At 41.0% G+C, this 19,897-nt stretch carries 21 protein-coding genes; 14 read left to right on the top strand and 7 right to left on the bottom strand.

The window, feature by feature from the left end:
• Positions 1 to 7: 7 nt before the first annotated feature.
• Positions 8 to 541, bottom strand: coding sequence for an Lrp/AsnC family transcriptional regulator (locus K7X70_RS16570; RefSeq protein WP_255607328.1), 534 nt, complete (start codon positions 539 to 541; stop codon positions 8 to 10).
• A 99-nt stretch (positions 542 to 640) separates the two neighbouring features.
• Here K7X70_RS16570 and K7X70_RS16565 point away from each other — a divergent pair, with 99 nt between their 5' ends.
• Complete coding sequence (locus K7X70_RS16565; RefSeq protein ID WP_222538092.1) at positions 641 to 1,783, top strand: histidine decarboxylase; 1,143 nt, start codon at positions 641 to 643, stop codon at positions 1,781 to 1,783.
• A 69-nt stretch (positions 1,784 to 1,852) separates the two neighbouring features.
• On the opposite strand, the gene mgrA is transcribed toward K7X70_RS16565, so the two are convergent.
• Both mgrA and K7X70_RS16555 read right to left on the bottom strand, forming a co-directional pair.
• A complete protein-coding gene (gene mgrA, locus K7X70_RS16560; RefSeq protein WP_222538091.1) occupies positions 1,853 to 2,845 on the bottom strand; it encodes an L-glyceraldehyde 3-phosphate reductase in 993 nt (330 codons plus the stop codon).
• Positions 2,846 to 2,911: 66 nt separating this feature from the next.
• Positions 2,912 to 3,091 (bottom strand): BF3379 family histone-like protein, encoded by a 180-nt coding sequence (locus tag K7X70_RS16555; protein ID WP_187666390.1) that lies wholly within the window; start codon positions 3,089 to 3,091, stop codon positions 2,912 to 2,914.
• A gap of 421 nt (positions 3,092 to 3,512) precedes the next feature.
• On the opposite strand from K7X70_RS16555, the gene K7X70_RS16550 reads away from it, so the two are divergent.
• From K7X70_RS16550 to K7X70_RS16535, 4 genes are all read left to right on the top strand, one after another.
• Positions 3,513 to 3,662: a hypothetical protein gene (locus K7X70_RS16550; protein ID WP_222538090.1), complete on the top strand. Its 150-nt coding sequence runs from the start codon at positions 3,513 to 3,515 to the stop codon at positions 3,660 to 3,662.
• 219 nt (positions 3,663 to 3,881) lie between these two features.
• Positions 3,882 to 4,262 (top strand): GreA/GreB family elongation factor, encoded by a 381-nt coding sequence (locus K7X70_RS16545; RefSeq protein ID WP_187666391.1) that lies wholly within the window; start codon positions 3,882 to 3,884, stop codon positions 4,260 to 4,262.
• A gap of 140 nt (positions 4,263 to 4,402) precedes the next feature.
• Positions 4,403 to 4,867, top strand: coding sequence for an Xre family toxin-antitoxin system antitoxin (locus tag K7X70_RS16540; RefSeq protein WP_222538089.1), 465 nt, complete (start codon positions 4,403 to 4,405; stop codon positions 4,865 to 4,867).
• A 3-nt stretch (positions 4,868 to 4,870) separates the two neighbouring features.
• Positions 4,871 to 5,320, top strand: a complete 450-nt coding sequence (locus K7X70_RS16535; protein WP_222538088.1) for an RES family NAD+ phosphorylase — start codon at positions 4,871 to 4,873, stop codon at positions 5,318 to 5,320.
• A 20-nt stretch (positions 5,321 to 5,340) separates the two neighbouring features.
• Here K7X70_RS16535 and K7X70_RS16530 read toward each other — a convergent pair whose 3' ends face one another.
• On the bottom strand, positions 5,341 to 6,108 hold the full coding sequence (locus K7X70_RS16530; protein WP_222538087.1) for a queuosine precursor transporter: 768 nt from the start codon (positions 6,106 to 6,108) through the stop codon (positions 5,341 to 5,343).
• 68 nt (positions 6,109 to 6,176) lie between these two features.
• On the opposite strand from K7X70_RS16530, the gene K7X70_RS16525 reads away from it, so the two are divergent.
• From K7X70_RS16525 to K7X70_RS16500, 6 genes are all read left to right on the top strand, one after another.
• Entirely contained in the window at positions 6,177 to 7,322 is a 1,146-nt protein-coding gene (locus K7X70_RS16525; RefSeq protein ID WP_222538086.1) for a methionine aminotransferase, read from the top strand.
• Between the two features lie 24 nt (positions 7,323 to 7,346).
• The gene (locus K7X70_RS16520; RefSeq protein ID WP_222538085.1) at positions 7,347 to 8,150 is read left to right on the top strand and encodes a nitrilase family protein; all 804 of its coding nucleotides are present in this window, start codon (positions 7,347 to 7,349) and stop codon (positions 8,148 to 8,150) included.
• Positions 8,151 to 8,163: 13 nt separating this feature from the next.
• Positions 8,164 to 9,195 (top strand): glycosylasparaginase, encoded by a 1,032-nt coding sequence (locus K7X70_RS16515; protein ID WP_222538084.1) that lies wholly within the window; start codon positions 8,164 to 8,166, stop codon positions 9,193 to 9,195.
• Between the two features lie 20 nt (positions 9,196 to 9,215).
• Positions 9,216 to 9,950 (top strand): copper homeostasis protein CutC, encoded by a 735-nt coding sequence (locus K7X70_RS16510; protein ID WP_222538083.1) that lies wholly within the window; start codon positions 9,216 to 9,218, stop codon positions 9,948 to 9,950.
• 79 nt (positions 9,951 to 10,029) lie between these two features.
• On the top strand, positions 10,030 to 11,817 hold the full coding sequence (lepA, locus tag K7X70_RS16505) for a translation elongation factor 4 (protein WP_187666399.1): 1,788 nt from the start codon (positions 10,030 to 10,032) through the stop codon (positions 11,815 to 11,817).
• Positions 11,818 to 11,841: 24 nt separating this feature from the next.
• A complete protein-coding gene (locus tag K7X70_RS16500) occupies positions 11,842 to 12,723 on the top strand; it encodes a bifunctional 5,10-methylenetetrahydrofolate dehydrogenase/5,10-methenyltetrahydrofolate cyclohydrolase (protein ID WP_222538082.1) in 882 nt (293 codons plus the stop codon).
• Positions 12,724 to 12,750: 27 nt separating this feature from the next.
• On the opposite strand, the gene K7X70_RS16495 is transcribed toward K7X70_RS16500, so the two are convergent.
• Positions 12,751 to 13,083, bottom strand: a complete 333-nt coding sequence (locus K7X70_RS16495) for a Rieske (2Fe-2S) protein (RefSeq protein WP_222538081.1) — start codon at positions 13,081 to 13,083, stop codon at positions 12,751 to 12,753.
• 127 nt (positions 13,084 to 13,210) lie between these two features.
• Here K7X70_RS16495 and K7X70_RS16490 point away from each other — a divergent pair, with 127 nt between their 5' ends.
• Together K7X70_RS16490 and K7X70_RS16485 are read left to right on the top strand one after the other, a co-directional pair.
• Entirely contained in the window at positions 13,211 to 13,834 is a 624-nt protein-coding gene (locus K7X70_RS16490; protein ID WP_062548135.1) for a 7-carboxy-7-deazaguanine synthase QueE, read from the top strand.
• 54 nt (positions 13,835 to 13,888) lie between these two features.
• Positions 13,889 to 15,787 (top strand): OmpA family protein, encoded by a 1,899-nt coding sequence (locus K7X70_RS16485; protein ID WP_255607326.1) that lies wholly within the window; start codon positions 13,889 to 13,891, stop codon positions 15,785 to 15,787.
• 16 nt (positions 15,788 to 15,803) lie between these two features.
• On the opposite strand, the gene kdsA is transcribed toward K7X70_RS16485, so the two are convergent.
• Together kdsA and recQ are read right to left on the bottom strand one after the other, a co-directional pair.
• Complete coding sequence (gene kdsA / locus K7X70_RS16480; RefSeq protein WP_222538080.1) at positions 15,804 to 16,619, bottom strand: 3-deoxy-8-phosphooctulonate synthase; 816 nt, start codon at positions 16,617 to 16,619, stop codon at positions 15,804 to 15,806.
• A 33-nt stretch (positions 16,620 to 16,652) separates the two neighbouring features.
• Entirely contained in the window at positions 16,653 to 18,842 is a 2,190-nt protein-coding gene (gene recQ / locus K7X70_RS16475) for a DNA helicase RecQ (RefSeq protein WP_062548132.1), read from the bottom strand.
• A gap of 89 nt (positions 18,843 to 18,931) precedes the next feature.
• On the opposite strand from recQ, the gene K7X70_RS16470 reads away from it, so the two are divergent.
• Entirely contained in the window at positions 18,932 to 19,897 is a 966-nt protein-coding gene (locus K7X70_RS16470) for a KpsF/GutQ family sugar-phosphate isomerase (RefSeq protein ID WP_222538079.1), read from the top strand.

The raw sequence follows: 19,897 nt of genomic DNA, 5'->3' as shown, positions 1-19,897 counted from the left end.
CCTAAAGTTAGAAATTAAGGTGGAATGCTGTTTCTCTTTTGATCTCTTTTAACACAAAACTACTGCTTAAGGTAGAAATATTGGAAAGTGAAGATAAATGAGTAACCACAAAAGTATGGTAATCGTCTACATCTTCTACTACGATTTTGAGTAGATAATCTTGTCCGCCGGCAATACACAGTACTTCCAGCACTTCCTTAAATTGCACTACTGATTCTTCGAAGTTCTTTAAGGTAGCAATGGATTGTTCTTTTAAAGTTACGGTACAGAGCACCAGTAAGTGTTTTCCCAGCTTTTCCCGGTTTACCAGTGCTACATATTTCTCTATATATCCTTCTAATTTCAGGCGCTTGATGCGCTCATGAGTTGGGGAAACACTTAGGCCAATTTCCCCTGCAATGTCTTTTGTACTTAAAGAAGCATCCTTTTGCAGGATGTTTAATATCCTGGTGTCGAGCTTATCTAATTTCTCCATCATAGCATTTTGCTGAAATAGGATCCAGCAAGCCACAAATATGGTAGTTTTTACTGTTATATACATCAACAACAGTATTTTTTATTGAATATCAGATAAGCAAAGGAAATAATATGGTACTTGTCTAATTTTGAAGGATTAAATACCAAATATCAGCACTGCCCAATGAAAACTCCATTAAATACTAAAGATAACGAGCGTTTAAGCGCTTATATGAAACTCGCTGAAGCACGCGCCAAGCAGTTTATCGGTTACCCAATTGCACAGGATTTTGACTATTCAGAGTTGTATCCACTTTTAAAACTGCCATTAAATAATGTGGGTGATCCATGGGTAGAATCTACCTACGATTTGAATTCCCGTTCTCTGGAACTAGAAGTATTGGAATTTTTCGCCGAATTGTTCAACGCACCAGCAAATAACTGGTGGGGTTATGTTACCAATGGTGGTTCAGAAGGAAATTTGTACGGCCTTTACGTGGCCAGGGAGCTCTACCCTAATGGCATCGTTTATTATTCAGAAGCCACACATTACAGTGTTCAAAAGAACATACAGCTCCTCAATCTGCGCAGCATCGTGATCAGAACTCAGAAAAACGGGGAGATGGATTACGAGGATTTAAATGCGATGGTACAAATGCACAGAGATCAGCCGGTCATCATTCTGGCCAATATTGGCACTACGATGATGGAAGCAAAAGATGACTTGCATCAAATTCAGCAAATCCTCCGCAGGCAGGCGATTAAAAATCATTACATCCACTGTGATGCTGCTTTGGCTGGCACCTACAGTGCTTTACTGGATTTAAAACCAGGTTTTGATTTTAACCATGGAACAGACAGTATGGCCATCAGCGGACATAAATTTATCGGTTCTCCTATCCCTTGCGGACTGGTATTGGTCAAAAAGAATTATAAAGACAGGATTGGAAAAGCGATTCCATATATCGGTACCGTAGACACGACGATTACAGGCAGCAGAAATGGTCACAGCCCTATTTTCATTTGGTATGCGCTTAAAAAACTAGGAAAAGAGGGATTGAAACAACGTGCGTTGGCATGTCTGGAAACCGCAGCCTATACGGTAAAAAGCCTAAATGATATCGGCGTACCAGCGTGGACCAATCCTTTTGCATTAACGGTAGTGTTCCCTGCGCCATCTATTGCATTGAGACAGAAATGGCAGATTGCGACCGAAGATGGCAATAGTCATGTCATCTGTATGCCTGGGGTAACCAAGGCACAGATCGACCATTTTGTACAGGATTTAAAAGCGGAAATAGAATTGACTACAACTTTAACCGTATAAAAAATAGAGCGGCTGTCTTGAATTATTATTTAAGACAGCTTCTTTTATGATTTACGGAAGCTTTCTAGGCTAGGAGGCTAAAATTTGCTCAATTTCCTGCAGTTCTTCTGCGCTGAAATCAAGGTTATTCAAACATTTTAAAGAATCCGCAAGCTGTTCAGGTTTACTGGCACCCACCAATACGGAAGTAATGCGTTCATCCTTTAAAATCCATGACAAAGCCATTTGTGCGAGCTTTTGTCCGCGGCTTTCTGCAAGTACATTCAGTTCATTCAACTGTTTCACTCTTTCAGGTGTCAACTGATCTTGCTGTAATGCGCCATGCGACTTTGCTGCACGAGAGTCTTCAGGAATCCCTTTCAGGTATTTATTGGTCAGCATGCCCTGAGCAAGCGGTGAAAAAGGAATGCAGCCTACACCTTCATTGCCTAGTAAATCCAGCAAACCACCTTCTACCCAACGTTCATACATAGAGTATTTAGGTTGATGGATCAGACATGGTGTACCCAAACGCTTTAAGATTTCCATCGCCTCAGCAGCTTCTGCTGCCTGGTAATTAGAAATCCCAACATATAATGCCTTTCCCTGGCGAACGATCAGATCTAATGCCGCCATTGTTTCTTCTAGTGGCGTTTCCGGATCCGGACGGTGATGATAAAAGATATCTACATACTCTAGTCCCATTCTTTTCAGACTTTGATCCAGGCTAGACACCAGGTATTTTTTTGAACCCCAATCTCCATAAGGGCCATCCCACATGGTATATCCTGCCTTGGAAGAAATGATCATTTCATCCCTATATCCTTCGAAATCTCTTTTCAGCAAGCGACCGAAATTTTCCTCTGCAGATCCTGGAGGCGGACCATAATTATTAGCAAGGTCAAAATGGGTAATCCCGTTGTCGAAAGCCAGTTTTAAAATCTCACTGCAGTTTTCCAGCTGGTCCACATGTCCGAAGTTATGCCATAAGCCAAGAGAAATGGCTGGCAGCTTCAGTCCACTGTTTCCGCATCTGCGGTATTGCATTTGAGTATATCTGTTAGGGGCGGCAGTATATGGCATAATGATGGGGAGGTAAAATAGCAGCAACACGGTTGATGGTGCTGCTGCTTTTCGAATTAATCGATATTATTTATCGCTGTTTTTTTTCTCTGTTACTTCAGAACGAATTTCCTGAGCAAGAACTTTTAAATCCTGCATAGCTTTACGTACTCTAGTTCCAGCAGCACTGTTTCCTGCATTATAAAACTTCTCAGCGTCAGCTTCAATAGAAGCTAATAATTCTTTAACTTTTGAAAATTTTTCCATGTTTTAATTATTTAATTTGTGGCCAAATATATATTATTTTGGAAATAAACGTACATAACTTCCATTCTATTGCGTTTTTTCTGTTAAATCTTGCTTTTTTCGGCCTTATTGGCGCCTATAAGGGCCGATTTATTCGGATTATGCCCCTTATTAACAGCTCAAAAAGCGTGTTGTAACGCGGAATTTTGAGGCTGCTGTCACCGAATATCCGGCTTTTTTTACCAGGCTAATCAGCCGATATCCTCATAATCTTGATGTTCTGCAGGGCCCATCAGCAAATCTGGGAGAATATAGAGGAGAACTACATAAATATTCAGGAAATCAGCAAGAACAATAACACCAATGTCAATTAAAGCCCTTCATGCTAAGATAAATCCATTTTTCCTTTGATTTAATAAAAAACCTACCGAGATTAGCAATAATGAAACAAAGAATAGGCATACATCAGGCAACCTTAATGACTTATAACAAGAGTCAGCTGCAAGCCTATGCGCTGTTCAAAAGGTTCTTCAGGGAAAACTATCCCTTCGGCTTTACTTATCAAATCAGCAGTAAAGACTTTATTAACTAAGCCCCGAATCATTTCATTCTACTCTTCGGTTCAGGGGCATTTTTCTTCTGATGATTTTCGTTATTTTATAATTTAAGGAAATAGCAAGCAGTTGTTTATTTTCTTTTTTATATTAAGCAATTACACCGCTTAAGGTGTGATATATTCGTAAATATCAGTTTGCCTCCCTGTATCTTACTAAGGAATTAACTATCAATCATTACATTAAGACATTTAAACATGGAAACAAAAACATTATCACTTTCAAAAAGCGATTTAAAATTATTAAAAGATCACCTGGACAAATCAAACATGAGTCCTTATAATAAAGAAAAACTAAGAAAAGAGATCAAAGAAGCAACAATCTACGCAGATCAGGATCTTCCTGAAGACGTGGTATGTCTGAAATCTGAAGCTAGAATTGCCAACACAAAAACCGGTAAAGAATTTACCTTTAAGATCGTAATGCCGGAAGAAGCGAACATCAAAGTGCAGAAAGTATCTGTTTTTGCTCCGATCAGCATTGCCTTATTTGGCTATAGAACAGGCGACATTATCAACTGGGAAATGCCTGACGGCATTCAGGAGTTTAAAATCCTGGAAGTTAAAAGAATGAGCTAAACTCCCCGGCTTATCAAAAACCGCATTCCTATTTTTTACCTGAAAGGTCAGCAAAACAAGGATTGCGGTTTTTTTATGGAAAAAATTCCAGATATACCGGAAAAAATTCCGTATATTCGAATTGAGTAAAATTTATGGTTATGGCAAACACTTCAAAACCCTACAAAGACAAAACACCACTATCAGTCGTTGCAGAGGCTGCGTTAATCGCCCCTTATCAGCCGCTTTACAACGATTCTATCAGCTTGCTCATGAGCTCAAAATCAGGCTTATCAGCCAAAGCTGCACTCGATTTTTTAAGTCTTTCGGGTTTTACCAGGGAAGAATTCCAGGATACCTTTAAAACTAATGTTAAAACCATCCAGAACTATGCTTCTAATGCTTCCAAATTAGATCCTTCCCTCAGCGAGAAACTTTTGAAGTCTTTCTCTCTTTTTGAAAAAGGAATAGAAATCTTCGGCTCAGCAAAGGCTTTTCACCAATGGCTCAACACCCCTTCTTATGGGCTTGGCCACCAAATTCCCTTTGATTTAATGGATACTTTCACGGGCATCAGCCTCATTGAAGAAGAGCTCATTAGAATTGCTCACGGAGATCTCGCTTAATTTATGCAGGTATTTCGCATTTGTTTGAGCAATTACGCTGGCTCGCTAGTCGCTTCAGGCCGTGCAGCAAGATGGAATCCGAATGATGTTTCCATGATTTATACGGCGGAATCTCGCTCCCTGGCCTGTCTGGAAAATGTAGTGCATCGGAGTCAATTTGGGCTGAACAGCGCTTTTCAGGTCATGACGATTGAAATTCCGGATGACCTCCCCATTGCCAGCATTCCCTTGAAATCATTACCGGAAAACTGGTTTTCTTTTGAAAACATGTCTCATACACAGGAATTAGGGGAGAATTGGGTCAGGAATGAGAAAACAGCCCTGTTGAAAGTCCCCTCTTCCATTATATCAGCGGAATCAAATTTTCTCCTCAACCCTAACCATGCGGATTTCAAGTTCATCAAATTACTGAAGTCTGAGCCATTTGTATTCGACAAAAGAATTAAGCTGTAATCGGTAAATCCCGGCTGATACTATCTTGCTGCCATTTTAATCATACGCTGTGAAAGATCCTTACCTAGGTAACGGTCAATCACATAATGCACCACATACAGCAACGGCGTCATTAAAATTGCGACTACAAATTTATAAGTATAATTTACCAGACCGATTGCGGCTACCATTTGCCAGCTCCAGTGGTATTGAGGATTCAGGTAAAAAGCAATAAAGATCACGACAAAACTGTCTATAAATTGAGAAATCACCGTAGAACCAGTGGCGCGCAGCCATAAAGCACGTTCTCCGGTTACCTTTTTAATCTTATGAAAGATAAACACATCCGCAATCTGCCCTACTAAAAAGGCAATCACAGAACCCACAATGATCCACATCCCTTGTCCGAATATCCCAGCAAAAGCATGGTTCATATTGAGCGGATGGCCATCAATGGTTTGATTTATCCAGAAATCAGAAGGCGAAAGCCGCATCGCCGCAGCGACTACAAAAAAGGCGTAAGAAATCAGAATAGCCGCCAGCACTGATAAAAACCGAACCTGCCGAACGCCAAAATATTCGTTGATAATATCCGTCATGATAAAAATCAAAGGCCATGTGAGCACCCCTGCCGACATGTTAAAAGAGAGGTTAGGAACACCCAGCAAATTGATATCAAACTGCCTGATGCCCAGTGTGCCTTCCACTGTAAATATTTTTACACCTATAAATTCTGAAAGGATCGCGTTGGCCACGAAAAAGGAGCCTAGAATAAGCAATAATCTGCTTTCTTTTGTTTTAAAAGTCATAGCAAAATGAAATTATTAAATAAATCTGATATAAGACGATAAATATTATTTCTATTTTCGTTGTCATAATGATAGCTACACAATCAAAACTACCTGGTACAGGAACGAACATATTTTCGCTCATGTCCAAATTAGCAGAAGAACATCAGGCCATTAATCTTTCTCAGGGATTTCCTGACTATGAATGTGATCCGAAACTCATCGAATATGTAGCTGAGGCCATGCGCCAGGGCTTTAATCAGTATGCACCCATGACAGGCCTAGCAGCCTTACGCGAAGTGATTGCTGAAAAAATGAACCAGCTCTATGGCGCAAATTATCACCCGGAAACGGAGATCAATATTACTGCCGGAGGTACTCAGGCTATATTCACCGCTTTAAGTGCTTGTATTCATCCTGGTGATGAGGTGATTATTTTTGAACCTGCTTACGATGCTTATGCCCCTACCGTTAAGTTGCTGGGCGGCCTGGTAAAACCTTATGAGCTTGCCCCTCCTCAATATGAGATCGACTGGGAAATGGTGAAAAAACTATTCTCCGCCAATACCAAAATGATCATCTTGAATAGTCCACAGAATCCAACAGGCTGTGTTTTATCAGAGAAGGACATCAAAGCGCTCATCAAATTAACAAAGAATACTGACATCATGATTTTAAGTGATGAGGTCTATGAACATATTATTTTCGATGGTAAGAAGCACCACAGCGTGGCTTTATACCCGGAACTCCGCGAGAGAAGCTTTATTGTGGCTTCCTTTGGCAAATTACTGCATACTACCGGCTGGAAATTAGGATATTGCCTGGCGCCTGAACAAATGATGAAGGAGTTCAGAAAAATACACCAGTTCAACGTATTCAGTGTGAATACGCCCATGCAGCTGGGCATCGCTCGCTACCTGAAAGATCCACAAACATACTTTGGCTTATCTGCTTTCTTCCAGCAGAAGCGCGATTTGTTTCGTTCGCTCCTTACCGAAACTAAGTTTAAATTATTACCTTGCGATGGTTCTTATTTCCAATGCGTTAGCTATGAGCACCTCAGCGATGAAAAAGATGTCGCCATGGCCGAAAGGTTAATTAAAGAATATGGAGTTGCCTCCATTCCGGTTTCAGCCTTCTACATTAGGAATACGGATTACCATGTTTTAAGGTTTTGTTTTGCGAAAAAACAAGAAACATTGGAAAAAGCCGTTGAAAGACTAGTTAAATTATAATTTACATCCCTTTAAATTACAATAATGGAAAGTCCAGATTACCTAAGTATTAAAAACCTGAAAATCACTATTTTCCAGGCCTATTTATTTTGGGAGAATGTTGACAAAAACCTGCAGAATCTATCCCTAAGATTGTCCTCAGGTGTTAAAGAAAAAACAGACCTGATTGTACTTCCAGAGATGTTTAACACCGGTTTTAGCATGAATGCTCCAGCACTTGCTGAAGAGATGAATGGTAAAACGATGCAATGGATGAAGGAGATTGCACAAAAATATGAATGCGTAGTTACGGGCAGTCTGATCATCAAAGAAGATGGTCATTATTATAACCGACTAATCTGGATGCTTCCTGACGGCGGTTATAGCCATTATGATAAAAGACATTTATTTGGCCTGGGTGAAGAGGATAAAAACTACTCTCCAGGCAAGGACAAGGTCATTGTAGAATTAAAAGGCTGGAAAATCCGCCTTGCGATCTGTTATGACCTCCGCTTCCCGGTATGGCTGCGCAATCAGAATGAAGAATACGACATTCTATTGCTGATCGCCAGCTGGCCTGATAAACGTGCCGTTCATTGGAACGCACTAATTCCTGCCCGTGCCATCGAAAACCAGAGTTATGTGATTGCAGCCAATCGTGTAGGTCATGATGGCAAAGAAGTATACCATAGCGGACATTCCCAATGTATCGATCCAATGGGTAAAACCATTTATTATAAACCCGAAGACGAAGATCTTTATACCTTTAGTATCGGCTACGAAGAACTGGCGAAAACCCGCAGGGCCTTCCCATTCTTAAAAGACGCCGATCACTTTCAAATTATTTAAAGCTATACCAAACATGTTTAACCGTAGAAAATTCATTAAAGCATCTGCGCTTTCTGCCTCCTTATTAGCCATTGATAGAACAAGCGCTGCTGCAATGATCCCAAGCCCATCTTATGCAGCTGCAAAACCAATCGTCATCTCTACCTGGGATTTCGGTATTGCTGCCAATCAGGCGGCATGGAAGGTATTATCTGCAGGCGGAAGAGCATTGGATGCGGTAGAACAAGGAGTACATGTTCCTGAAGCTGATCCAAAAAACCAATCTGTAGGCTATGGCGGCTTGCCAGACAGAGATGGTCATGTGACCCTGGATGCCTGTATTATGGATGATTTGGGCAACTGCGGTGCCGTTGCTGGATTAGAACACATTATGCATCCCATTTCTGTGGCCAGAATGGTGATGGAAAAAACGCCGCATGTGATGCTTGTAGGTGATGGCGCACTTCAGTTTGCTTTGGAAAACGGATTCAAAAAAGAGAACCTGCTGACTAAAGAAAGTGAAAAAGCATGGAAAGAATGGTTGAAAACGGCAAAGTATGCGCCGGTGATGAACATAGAAAATAAATTATACGATAAAGCCGCTCCTACCCGATTGCCAGGAAATCAATACAACCATGACACCATTGGCATGCTGGCTTTAGACGCTAAAGGAAACATTTCAGGTGCTTGTACCACCAGCGGAATGGCTTATAAACTACATGGACGTGTGGGTGACAGTCCAATCATTGGTGCTGGTTTATTTGTAGACAATGAAGTTGGCGGTGCTACTTCTACCGGTGTTGGTGAAGAAGTAATCCGTAATGTAGGCAGCTTTTTAGTGGTAGAACTCATGAGACAAGGTTATACGCCTGAAGCAGCTTGTAAAGAGGCAGTCATGAGGATCATTAAAAAGAAACCTGAAATTGCCAAAAATATCCAGGTAGGCTTCCTTGCTTTAAATAAAAAAGGAGAATATGGAGCTTATGCGATTCAGCAAGGCTTCAGCTATGCGGTTTGTGACCAAAACAAAACCGATTTATTAATTCCTGGAAAAAGCTATTACTAACCAGAAATAAACCGTATCGAATGATTCAAATGGAAGTATGCGCCAACTCCCTTTCCTCTGCTTTAGCAGCACAGGAAGGCGGCGCAGTAAGGGTAGAATTTTGCGACAATTTACCAGAGGGAGGCACTACCCCAAGCTATGGACAGCTCAAGCTGGCAAAAGAATTACTGCACATTTTAGTGTATCCAATCATCCGCCCCAGAGGTGGAGATTTCTTGTATTCTGATTTAGAATTCAGCATCATGAAGGAAGACATTAAAATCTGTAAATCATTAAATTGTGATGGAGTAGTGTTTGGCATTCTTCATGCAGATGGCAGTATCGATAAAGCTCGCTGTGCGGAGTTAGTTGAACTGGCCAAGCCTATGAAAGTCACCTTCCACCGGGCCTTTGATATGTGCAATAACCTGGAACAAGGTCTGGAAGACCTGATCGAATTGGGCTGTGAAAGGGTACTGACCTCAGGTGCTGCTCCTTCGGCATTAGCAGGCGTTGGGCAGATCAAAGCCTTAATCAAACAGGCTGCAGGAAGAATCAGCATCATGCCTGGTGCAGGTGTTAATACAGACAACATCGCTGAAATCATCCGGATTACCGGTGCTAAAGAGTTCCATGCTTCTGCCAAACATGCAGTAAAAAGCGAAATGGAATTCAGAAACCCGAACCTAAGTATGGGCACCAGCGAAGATGAATTCAGCTACGACCTGACCAATGCCCAAACCGTAAAGAACCTGATCCTAATGGCCAATTCCTAGTAATGCCGCAGTCATTACAATATACTATGATTAATTTACAATAAATTAATCGACTCAAAATCCTATATTTGCGCCACTGATGAAGCACATACGTAATTTTTGCATAATTGCACATATTGATCACGGGAAAAGCACACTAGCTGACCGTCTGTTAGAATATACTGGAACCATTACCCAACGTGAGGCGCAAGCTCAATTGCTGGATAATATGGATCTAGAACGTGAACGTGGGATCACGATAAAAAGCCACGCCATTCAGATGAATTATAAGGTTGGTGATATTGAATACAATTTCAACCTGATTGATACTCCTGGACACGTAGATTTCTCCTATGAGGTTTCCCGTTCCATTGCAGCCTGCGAAGGTGCCTTACTTATTGTAGATGCATCGCAGGGAATTCAGGCACAGACCATTTCCAACTTATACCTTGCGCTAGAGCACGATCTTGAAATTATTCCTATTTTAAATAAAATGGATTTACCTGGGGCAATGCCTGAGGAAGTAAAAGATCAGATTATTGATTTAATCGGCTGTAAACGTGAAGATATTATTCCTGCTTCAGGTAAAACTGGAATGGGTATTCCTGACATTATTCAAGCTATTGTAGACCGTGTTCCGGCCCCAGTTGGGGATCCTGAAGCGCCACTTCAAGCATTGATCTTTGACTCTGTTTTCAATCCATTCAGAGGAATCATTGCCTACTATAAAGTAGTGAATGGTCAGATTAAAAAAGGCGATAAAGTTAAATTTATAAATACAGGCAAACAATATCTAGCCGATGAGGTGGGTATCCTTAAACTGGATATGTCGCCGCGCAGCGTGGTTAAAACCGGTGATGTAGGTTATATCATCTCTGGAATTAAAGAAGCACGTGAGGTAAAAGTTGGAGATACCATCACTACTGTAGACCGGCCGTCACCAGATTCCATCCAAGGTTTCGAAGAGGTGAAACCAATGGTTTTCGCTGGTATTTATCCGGTAGATACAGATGAGTTTGAGGAATTGCGTGAAGCCATGCATAAATTGCAGCTGAATGATGCCTCTATCGTTTTCGAACCTGAAAGTTCTGCAGCATTAGGCTTTGGTTTCCGTTGCGGATTCCTGGGTATGCTGCACATGGAGATCATTCAGGAGCGTTTAGAGCGTGAGTTCAACATGACAGTGATCACTACTGTTCCCAACGTATCTTACATTGCTAAAACCACTAAAGGTGAGGTGATTTCTGTAAATAATCCTTCAGATTTACCAGATCCAAGTAAACTGGACGCAGTAGAAGAACCTTTTATTAAAGCAAACATCATTACCAAAGCTGACTTTGTGGGTCCGGTAATGTCCCTTTGTATTCAGAAAAGAGGAACGATCATCAACCAGTCTTACTTAACATCAGACCGTGTAGAGCTCGTTTTTGAGATGCCTATGGGCGAGATTGTTTTCGACTTCTACGATAAGCTAAAAACGATTTCCAAAGGTTATGCTTCATTCGATTATCATCAGATCGGTTACCGTAAATCAGACCTGGTTAGATTGGATATGTTATTGAACGAAGAGCCTGTGGATGCTTTATCTTCCTTAATTCACCGCAGCAATGCTTATGATTTCGGAAAGAAAATCTGTGAAAAATTGAGGGAATTAATTCCTCGTCAGCAGTTTGAAATTAAAATCCAAGCTTCTATTGGTGCAAAAGTGATTGCCAGAGAAACACTAAGTGCACTTCGTAAAGATGTAACCGCTAAATGTTATGGTGGTGATATTTCACGTAAACGTAAGTTACTTGAAAAACAAAAAGCTGGAAAGAAACGTATGCGTCAGGTAGGTAATGTGGAAATTCCACAATCTGCTTTCATGGCCGTACTTAAATTAGATTAATAATTAACCTCATATAAGGATTACATGCAGTTACTTGACGGAAAATTCGCATCAGAAAAAATTAAACTGGAAATCGCAGCAGAAGCCGCCTCTTTCTTAGCTGAAAGTGGCAGAAAACCACATTTAGTAGCCATATTGGTGGGTAATGATGGTGGCAGTGAAACCTATGTTGCCAGCAAAATGAAAAACTGTGAGAAGGTAGGTTTTCAATCTTCACTTATCAGATACGATAATTCGGTCACAGAAGCGGAATTGCTGCAAAAGATTGAAGAAATTAATCAGGATGCTGGTGTAGATGGACTGATTGTTCAATTACCTCTTCCTAAGCATATAGACCCTGAAAAAGTAACTGAAACTATCGATTACCGTAAAGATGTAGACGGATTTCATCCGGTAAATCTGGGACGTATGATGAGGAACCTTCCTTGTTTCATCCCTGCTACTCCTTATGGCATTATGTTAATGCTTCAGGCATACGAGATTGATACCACTGGAAAACATTGCGTGGTAGTGGGTAGAAGTAACATAGTAGGCAGTCCGATGAGTATTCTGATGGCTAGAAATGCCAACCCAGGAAATTGTACCGTAACATTAACGCATAGCAAAACTGCCAACTTGAAAGAACTGGCTTTACAGGCTGACATTATCGTTGCTGCAATTGGTAAAAAGAACTTTGTAACTGCAGATATGGTGAAGCCAGGTGCGATCATCATTGATGTGGGTATCAATAGAGAAACTTCTACAGAAACCAAATCTGGTTATAAATTATTTGGTGATGTAGACTTTGAAAATGTAGCTCCTAAAGCTTCATGGATCACTCCAGTTCCTGGAGGTGTTGGTCTGATGACTATTGTAGGCTTGTTGAAAAATACATTGGCCTCTGCAAAGAAGGAAATCTATTCTTAAAGAAGATATAAAAAGCTCTTTAGTAACTCAGCTAAAGAGCTTTTTTATCCAACTTTCTTTTAAGCCGACATAAATTCCATCCTCCCTTGTTTCTACCGGGTAGGTATCAATATAATCTCCTTGTCCCTCTGCCCCTCTTCCCGTTTCCAGGTTGTATTCCCATCGGTGTATCGGACAAATCAGGTAACCATTTTTACAAGTGCCGCCGCTCAGAATCCCTCCTGCATGCGGACAGCTGTTTTGAACCACGAAAGTCCGGTCCTGGTGTCTCACCAGACATAATTTTTTCCCGTTCACTTTAATCTGTTCCACGAAATCATGCTCCGGGAAGCTGCCTTCCAATTTATACCACTTCAACATAGCTCGTATTTAGGGTAAATGATTATAAATGAACCTTCTTTTTTCACAGATTGGTCATATAAATCGGCTCAATATACATATAATCCCATTTCCCGTAAATATTTTATTTACCTTTGCCGAATAATATATGGCACACAATATACCAGCAGACGGCACATTACTTCCATTAATGGAAGAGTTTTACACCATACAGGGCGAAGGATTTAACACAGGAAAAGCGGCTTATTTTATTCGTTTGGGAGGCTGCGATGTAGGTTGCCACTGGTGTGATGTGAAAGAAAGCTGGGATGCAGAATTACACCCCCTGACTTCAGCAGATGATATTGTAGCCAAAGCAGATACCTTTCCGGGTAAAGCGGTGGTCATTACCGGTGGTGAGCCATTGATTTATAATCTGGATTATTTAACTCAAAAGTTAAAGGAGAAAAATATCCTTACTTTTATTGAAACTTCAGGAGCTTATCCCCTTTCAGGTACCTGGGACTGGATTTGTCTTTCTCCAAAGAAATTTAAAGCCCCTCGTCCAGACATCACTCCATTCGCCAATGAATTAAAAGTGATTGTGTTCAACAAGAGTGATTTTGAATGGGCAGAACAATATGCTGCAACGGTTTCTGATACCTGTAAATTATACCTGCAGCCAGAATGGTCTAAGTCAAAGGAAATTACACCATTGATTATTGATTACGTGATGGCCAACCCTAAATGGGAAATTTCTTTACAAACACATAAATATTTAAATATCCCTTAATCGCAAATTCAGATTTTTCGCTATATTTAATTTTACACCATTAACAATAGCGTTTTGAAAAAAATATCTGTTGCTCTTTTTCTGTCTTTCCTGATGGTTCTTGGTGCTAAAGCCCAGAATTCTACCATCAAGAAAGCCATGGCCAGCTTTGATAAAGCGCAGCGCCTTTTAAATGACAACCTATATCCTGAAGCGATTTTCGCACTCAAGGAAGCCGTTCAGGCTGACCCCTCCTTTCAAAATGCCGTTTTGCAACTTGCAGAACTAAACAGAAGGATTAAATCCTACGAACAAGCTGCTGTTTATTACCGGAAAGCCCTGGAGCTGAACCCAAATTCAGAACCACGGATCTATTATGGGCTTGGAGAAGCTGAACTTTATAGCGGTGATTATCAAAATGCCTTAAAACACATCAGCTCATTCATCAGTAAATACACCGGTAATGATGCTGCTTTTCTCGCCAGGGCTAAGAAATACCAGAAAGACTGTGCCTTTGCTATTGAGGCCATAAAAAAACCTCAGCAATACGAGCCCATCAACCTGGGTCCTAAAATAAATACGGCATACCGGGATTATTTCCCTGCCATTACAGCCGACGATGAAACGCTTATTTTTAGTAGAAATATCGAGGGAAACGAAGATTTCTTCATCTCCAAAAAGGCAAATAATGAATGGGGTAACTCCCTTCCCTTAAGCAGCAACATCAATACGCCTCAATTTAATGAAGGCGCACAATCCATTTCCCCAGACGGATTATATCTGTTTTTTACTGGCTGTAACCGTCCTAATGGCCTTGGCCGATGCGACATTTACGTGAGTCATAAAGAAGGGAATAACTGGGGCGAACCTTTTAACCTTGGTGCCCCGGTAAACAGTGCTTATTGGGAATCCCAGCCAGCCATTAGCCCGGATGGCAACACGCTTTACTTTGTGAGCAACAGGCCCGGTGGAATTGGCGGTTACGACATCTGGAAATCCAACCTCAACGCAGATGGCGACTGGTCTGTTCCGGTTAATCTTGGTCCGGAAATTAACACCCCTTATGATGAAAATACCCCCTACTTACATGCAGATGGGAAAACGCTTTACTTTTCTTCAGATGGATGGCCAGGAATGGGCAATAAAGACATTTTTGTCAGTCGTATGCAGGACAATGGCCATTGGAGTACTCCATTAAACATGGGGTACCCGATCAATACCTTTAATGAAGAAAACGGAATGATCGTGAGTCCGAATGGCAGCACCGGTTTTTTCTCTTCCAATTTAAAGGATGGCTATGGCGATATGGACATTTACCAATTTAAACTTCCGCTGGATAAACAACCTATGCCTATTACTTATGTCAAAGGAGTAGTGCGCGACAAGGAAACCCACAAATTTCTGGATGCAAAAGTAGAGGTAGTCAACCTCCTCAATAAAAATACTGCCTACAACGACTATACTGATAAAGAGAATGGTGAATTCCTTGCAGTCATGCCTCTAGGGGCAAATTACGCTTTCAATGCCAGTGCAGATGGCTATCTTTTCTATTCGGAAAACTACGAACTGGGTACTGGAAGCAGGACGCAGCCTTTCCTGCTGGAGATTAACCTCGAGCGTTTAAAAGTGGGCACTAATCTCGTAATGAAGAACATATTTTTTGACACCAATGAATATCATTTATTACCAGCATCTGTGACCGAGTTACGTACCTTAACTGCCTTATTGAAAAGTAATCTCCACCTGGAAATAGAAATTCAGGGGCATACAGACAATGTAGGGAATGAGTTGCAGAATGAAAAACTCTCTTTAAATCGTGCTAAAGCAGTCTATGACGAATTGATCGCTCAAAAGATTGATCCTTCCCGACTGAGCTTTAAAGGCTATGGTGAAAACAAACCTATTGTGGGTAATGATACGGAAGCGCAGCGCAAACAAAATAGAAGAACTTCCTTCCTGATTACTAAAATCTAAGGCATAAAAAAAGCGGTTAAATAACCGCTTTTCTAATTCTTACCAGTTTTACCAGTAAATCTTCCAGTAAATCCAGGTGTAACATATTTGAACCATCTGATTTTGCATTTGCAGGATCAGGATGTGTTTCAATGAATAATCCATCTGCGCCCACTGCAATTGCAGCTTTAGCGATCGTTTCAATCAGTTCAGGTTTACCACCGGTTACCCCAGAACTTTGGTTTGGCTGCTGTAGGGAATGCGTACAATCCATGACTACCGGCACTCCGAAGCTTTGCATTTCTGGTAATCCACGATAATCCACAATCAGGTCCTGATAACCAAAAGTGTTGCCACGATCTGTCAGGATTACTTTATGGTTTCCGGATTCTACAATCTTTTCTACTGCAAATTTCATAGATCCTGCAGACAAAAACTGACCTTTCTTCACGTTGACTACCTTTCCTGTTTTCGCAGCAGCGATGAGCAGGTCGGTTTGACGACACAGAAAAGCTGGGATCTGCAATACATCCACATAAGCCGCAGCCATTGCCGCTTCTGCACTTTCATGAATATCAGTTACGGTAGGCACATTAAAAGTCTTACCTATCTTTTCTAAAATCTTCAAAGCTTTCTCATCTCCGATTCCGGTGAAAGAACCGCCTTTAGAACGGTTGGCTTTACGGTAGGAACCTTTAAAAATAAAGGGAATCTCTAATTTATCAGTAATTGTGATGATCTTCTCTGCAATGCGCATAGCGATTTCTTCTCCTTCAATGGCACAGGGTCCTGCCATTAAAAAGAAATTATTTGATTCCTGGTGTTTTAAATTATCTAGTGGAAAATTGATCATTGTTTATTTGTAATAATTACCTAATACAGAATGTTAATTACCTAGTTCAGACATGAACTTGATGCGCATCAATTGAATCTCTTCACGGGAATAATCGGCTTCTCCCAGTTCTTTCAGTGCTTCATCAATAGAGTCATTTTCCGCAGATTGGAAGTAATCGAATACTTCATCCTGACGGTCTTCATCAATCAATTCATCTACAAAATAATTCAGGTTCAGCTTTGTTCCGGAGTTCACAATGGCTTCAATCTCTTTTAGGATGTCGAAGTAAGTGATGCCTTTAGATTTAGCAATGTCTTCTAAACTGATTTGTCTGTCTACATTTTGAATAATCGATACTTTCAGCTGCGATTTATTAGCCTGAGTTTTAATGATCAGGTCGATCGGGCGTTCAATATCATTGTCCTCCACATATTTTTTAATCAGTTCAATGAATGGCGAACCAAACTTCATGGCCTTTCCATTTCCTACTCCTGAGATCTGTTTCAGCTCATCCATTGCAATCGGATAATGCGTACACATTTCTTCCAGCGAAGGATCCTGGAACACGACGAATGGTGGTACATTCTTTTGCTTGGCGATTTTCTTTCTCAGGTCCTTTAACAGCTGCAGCAGCTGGGTATCTAAAGTTCCGGATCCATGTTTCACATCATCTTCATCATCATCAGCCGCACTTTCTATCGGCTCATTGAGTACAAATTTAAGACTGTATGGATTCTCGATAAAGTCTCTACCGTTATTGGTTAGCCTTAAAAGGCCATAATTGTCAATATCTTTAGAAAGGAAGTTGTTCAATACCGACTGGCGGATTAAGGACTTCCAATAGTTTTCTCCTTCTACCATTCCTAAACCGAATTCAGGAATTTTGCCATGCTCGTAAGCGATGGTTTGAGCGGTTTCCGATCCGGTAAAGATGTTCAGGATATGTGCATCGTCGAATTTCTCGCCGATACGCTGGATTAATTTCAATAAAACCAACAGGTTATCTTCTGCTTCAAAAAGTTTCTTAGGCTTTTTACAGTTGTCGCACATACAGTTACAGCCTGTTTCATTGAAGTTTTCACCAAAATAATGCAGGATCTGTTTTCTACGGCAAACGCCTGATTCGGCATAATCGATCACTTCCTTCAGGATCTGTGTTCCGATTTCACGTTCAGACACCGGCTTATCCTTCATGAATTTCGCCAGTTTATCTACGTCTTTCTGTGCATAAAAAGCAATACATACCCCTTCTCCTCCGTCTCTTCCGGCTCTACCAGTTTCCTGGTAATAACCTTCCATACTCTTAGGAATATCATGGTGGATTACGAAACGTACATCAGGTTTGTCGATTCCCATCCCAAAAGCGATGGTGGCAACAATCACCTCTACATCTTCCATCAGGAATTTATCCTGTGTATCTGCACGTACTTTAGGCTCCAGACCGGCATGATAAGGAAGGGCCTTAATGCCATTCAGGTTAAGCGCTTCCGCGACCTCTTCCACCTTTTTACGGCTGAGGCAGTAAATGATTCCAGATTTTCCGGTATTGTACTTGATGTACCTGATCATTTCCTTGATGACATCTCTTTTCGGGCGGATCTCATAAAACAAGTTCGGCCTGTTAAAAGAAGATTTAAACAAGGTAGCATCAGACATCTGTAAATTCTTAATGATATCCTGCTGTACTTTTGGGGTTGCTGTAGCCGTTAAAGCGATAATTGGGATATCCTCTCCCAGTCCGCTGATCACCTGTCTGATTTTCCGGTATTCGGGACGAAAATCGTGTCCCCATTCCGAAATACAGTGGGCTTCATCCACAGCTACAAAAGAAATCTTGATGAGCTTTAAGAATTCAATATTGTCTGGTTTAGACAATGATTCCGGGGCAACGTACAGCAATTTGGTTTGTCCACTGAGCAGATCACTTTTTACCTGGGTAATTTCTGCTTTATTTAAAGAAGAGTTTAAAAAGTGTGCAATGCTGTCGCTTCCACCAAATGCCCTCAGCTGATCTACCTGATTTTTCATCAGGGCAATCAGGGGCGATATAACAATTGCAGTTCCTTCGCTCATTAGCGCAGGTAACTGGTAACATATGGACTTCCCTCCACCTGTAGGCATAATCACAAACGTATTCTTTCCTTCGAGAACATTGGTGATGATAGACTCCTGGTCACCTTTAAAATTATCAAAACCAAAAAAGGTTTGCAAGTTATCAAACAACGACTTTTTCACATCCATTACGCGTATAAAATATTCAGTGCTATATTTACTTCAAAATAACATAATTTTGCACTAATTCAAAGCATCAATATACTAATAAATTCTGTTTGAAAAGTAAAAAAGCGATTATCGAGGACGCAGTCAACACGTTACAACTGGAAGCACAATCCATTTTGGGGCTAATTGACCATATAAATGATGATTTTTGCCAGATTATCGACCATATTCTGCAATGTAACGGACGTGTTATCGTGACCGGAATCGGCAAAAGCGCCATTATTGCGCAAAAAATAGTAGCAACTTTCAATTCTACGGGCACCCCATCCAGTTTTATGCATGCTGCAGATGCGGTGCATGGCGACCTTGGAATGATCCAGAAAGACGACATTGTGATCTGCATTTCCAAGAGCGGAAACACCCCAGAGATCAAAGTCCTTGCGCCCTTATTGAAGCAATCCGGCAACCTGATGATTGGAATGGTAGGGCAGCTCAATTCAGATCTTGCCGCACAGGCAGACCTGATCCTGAATACGACTGTAGCCAAAGAAGCTTGTCCGCATAACCTGGCCCCTACCACCAGCACTACTGCGCAATTGGCGATGGGTGATGCCCTGGCGATTTGTCTGCTGAATGCAAGAAATTTCAATGAAGAAGATTTTGGCAGATACCATCCTGGAGGCGCTTTAGGAAAACGGCTGTATTTAAAATCCGGGGATATTGCAGTTAAAAACCAGAAACCCAGCATTCCAGCATCGGCTTCCGTAAAAGATGTGATTATTGAAATTAGTCAAAACCGTTTAGGTGCGGTGGTTGTTATTGAGGCGGATGCGATTTTAGGGATCATTACTGACGGAGATATCAGGAGAATGTTAGAAAAACATACTAATTTAGCCGACATTAAAGCAAGCGACCTCATGAATCCTCATCCTAAAACTATTGAAAAAGATCTTTTAGCCATCAATGCACTGGAAATGATTAAGGAGAATAACATCACTCAATTATTGGTGACGGATGGCGGAGCGTATTTTGGGATGATCCATTTACATGACCTTCTACAGGAAGGCATAATTTAA

This window comes from Pedobacter polysacchareus (genome assembly GCF_019802255.1).
Classification (GTDB): Bacteria; Bacteroidota; Bacteroidia; order Sphingobacteriales; family Sphingobacteriaceae; genus Pedobacter; species Pedobacter polysacchareus.
The sequence above is the reverse complement of the archived record's forward strand: the minus strand, read 5'-3'. Positions and strand labels throughout refer to the sequence as shown.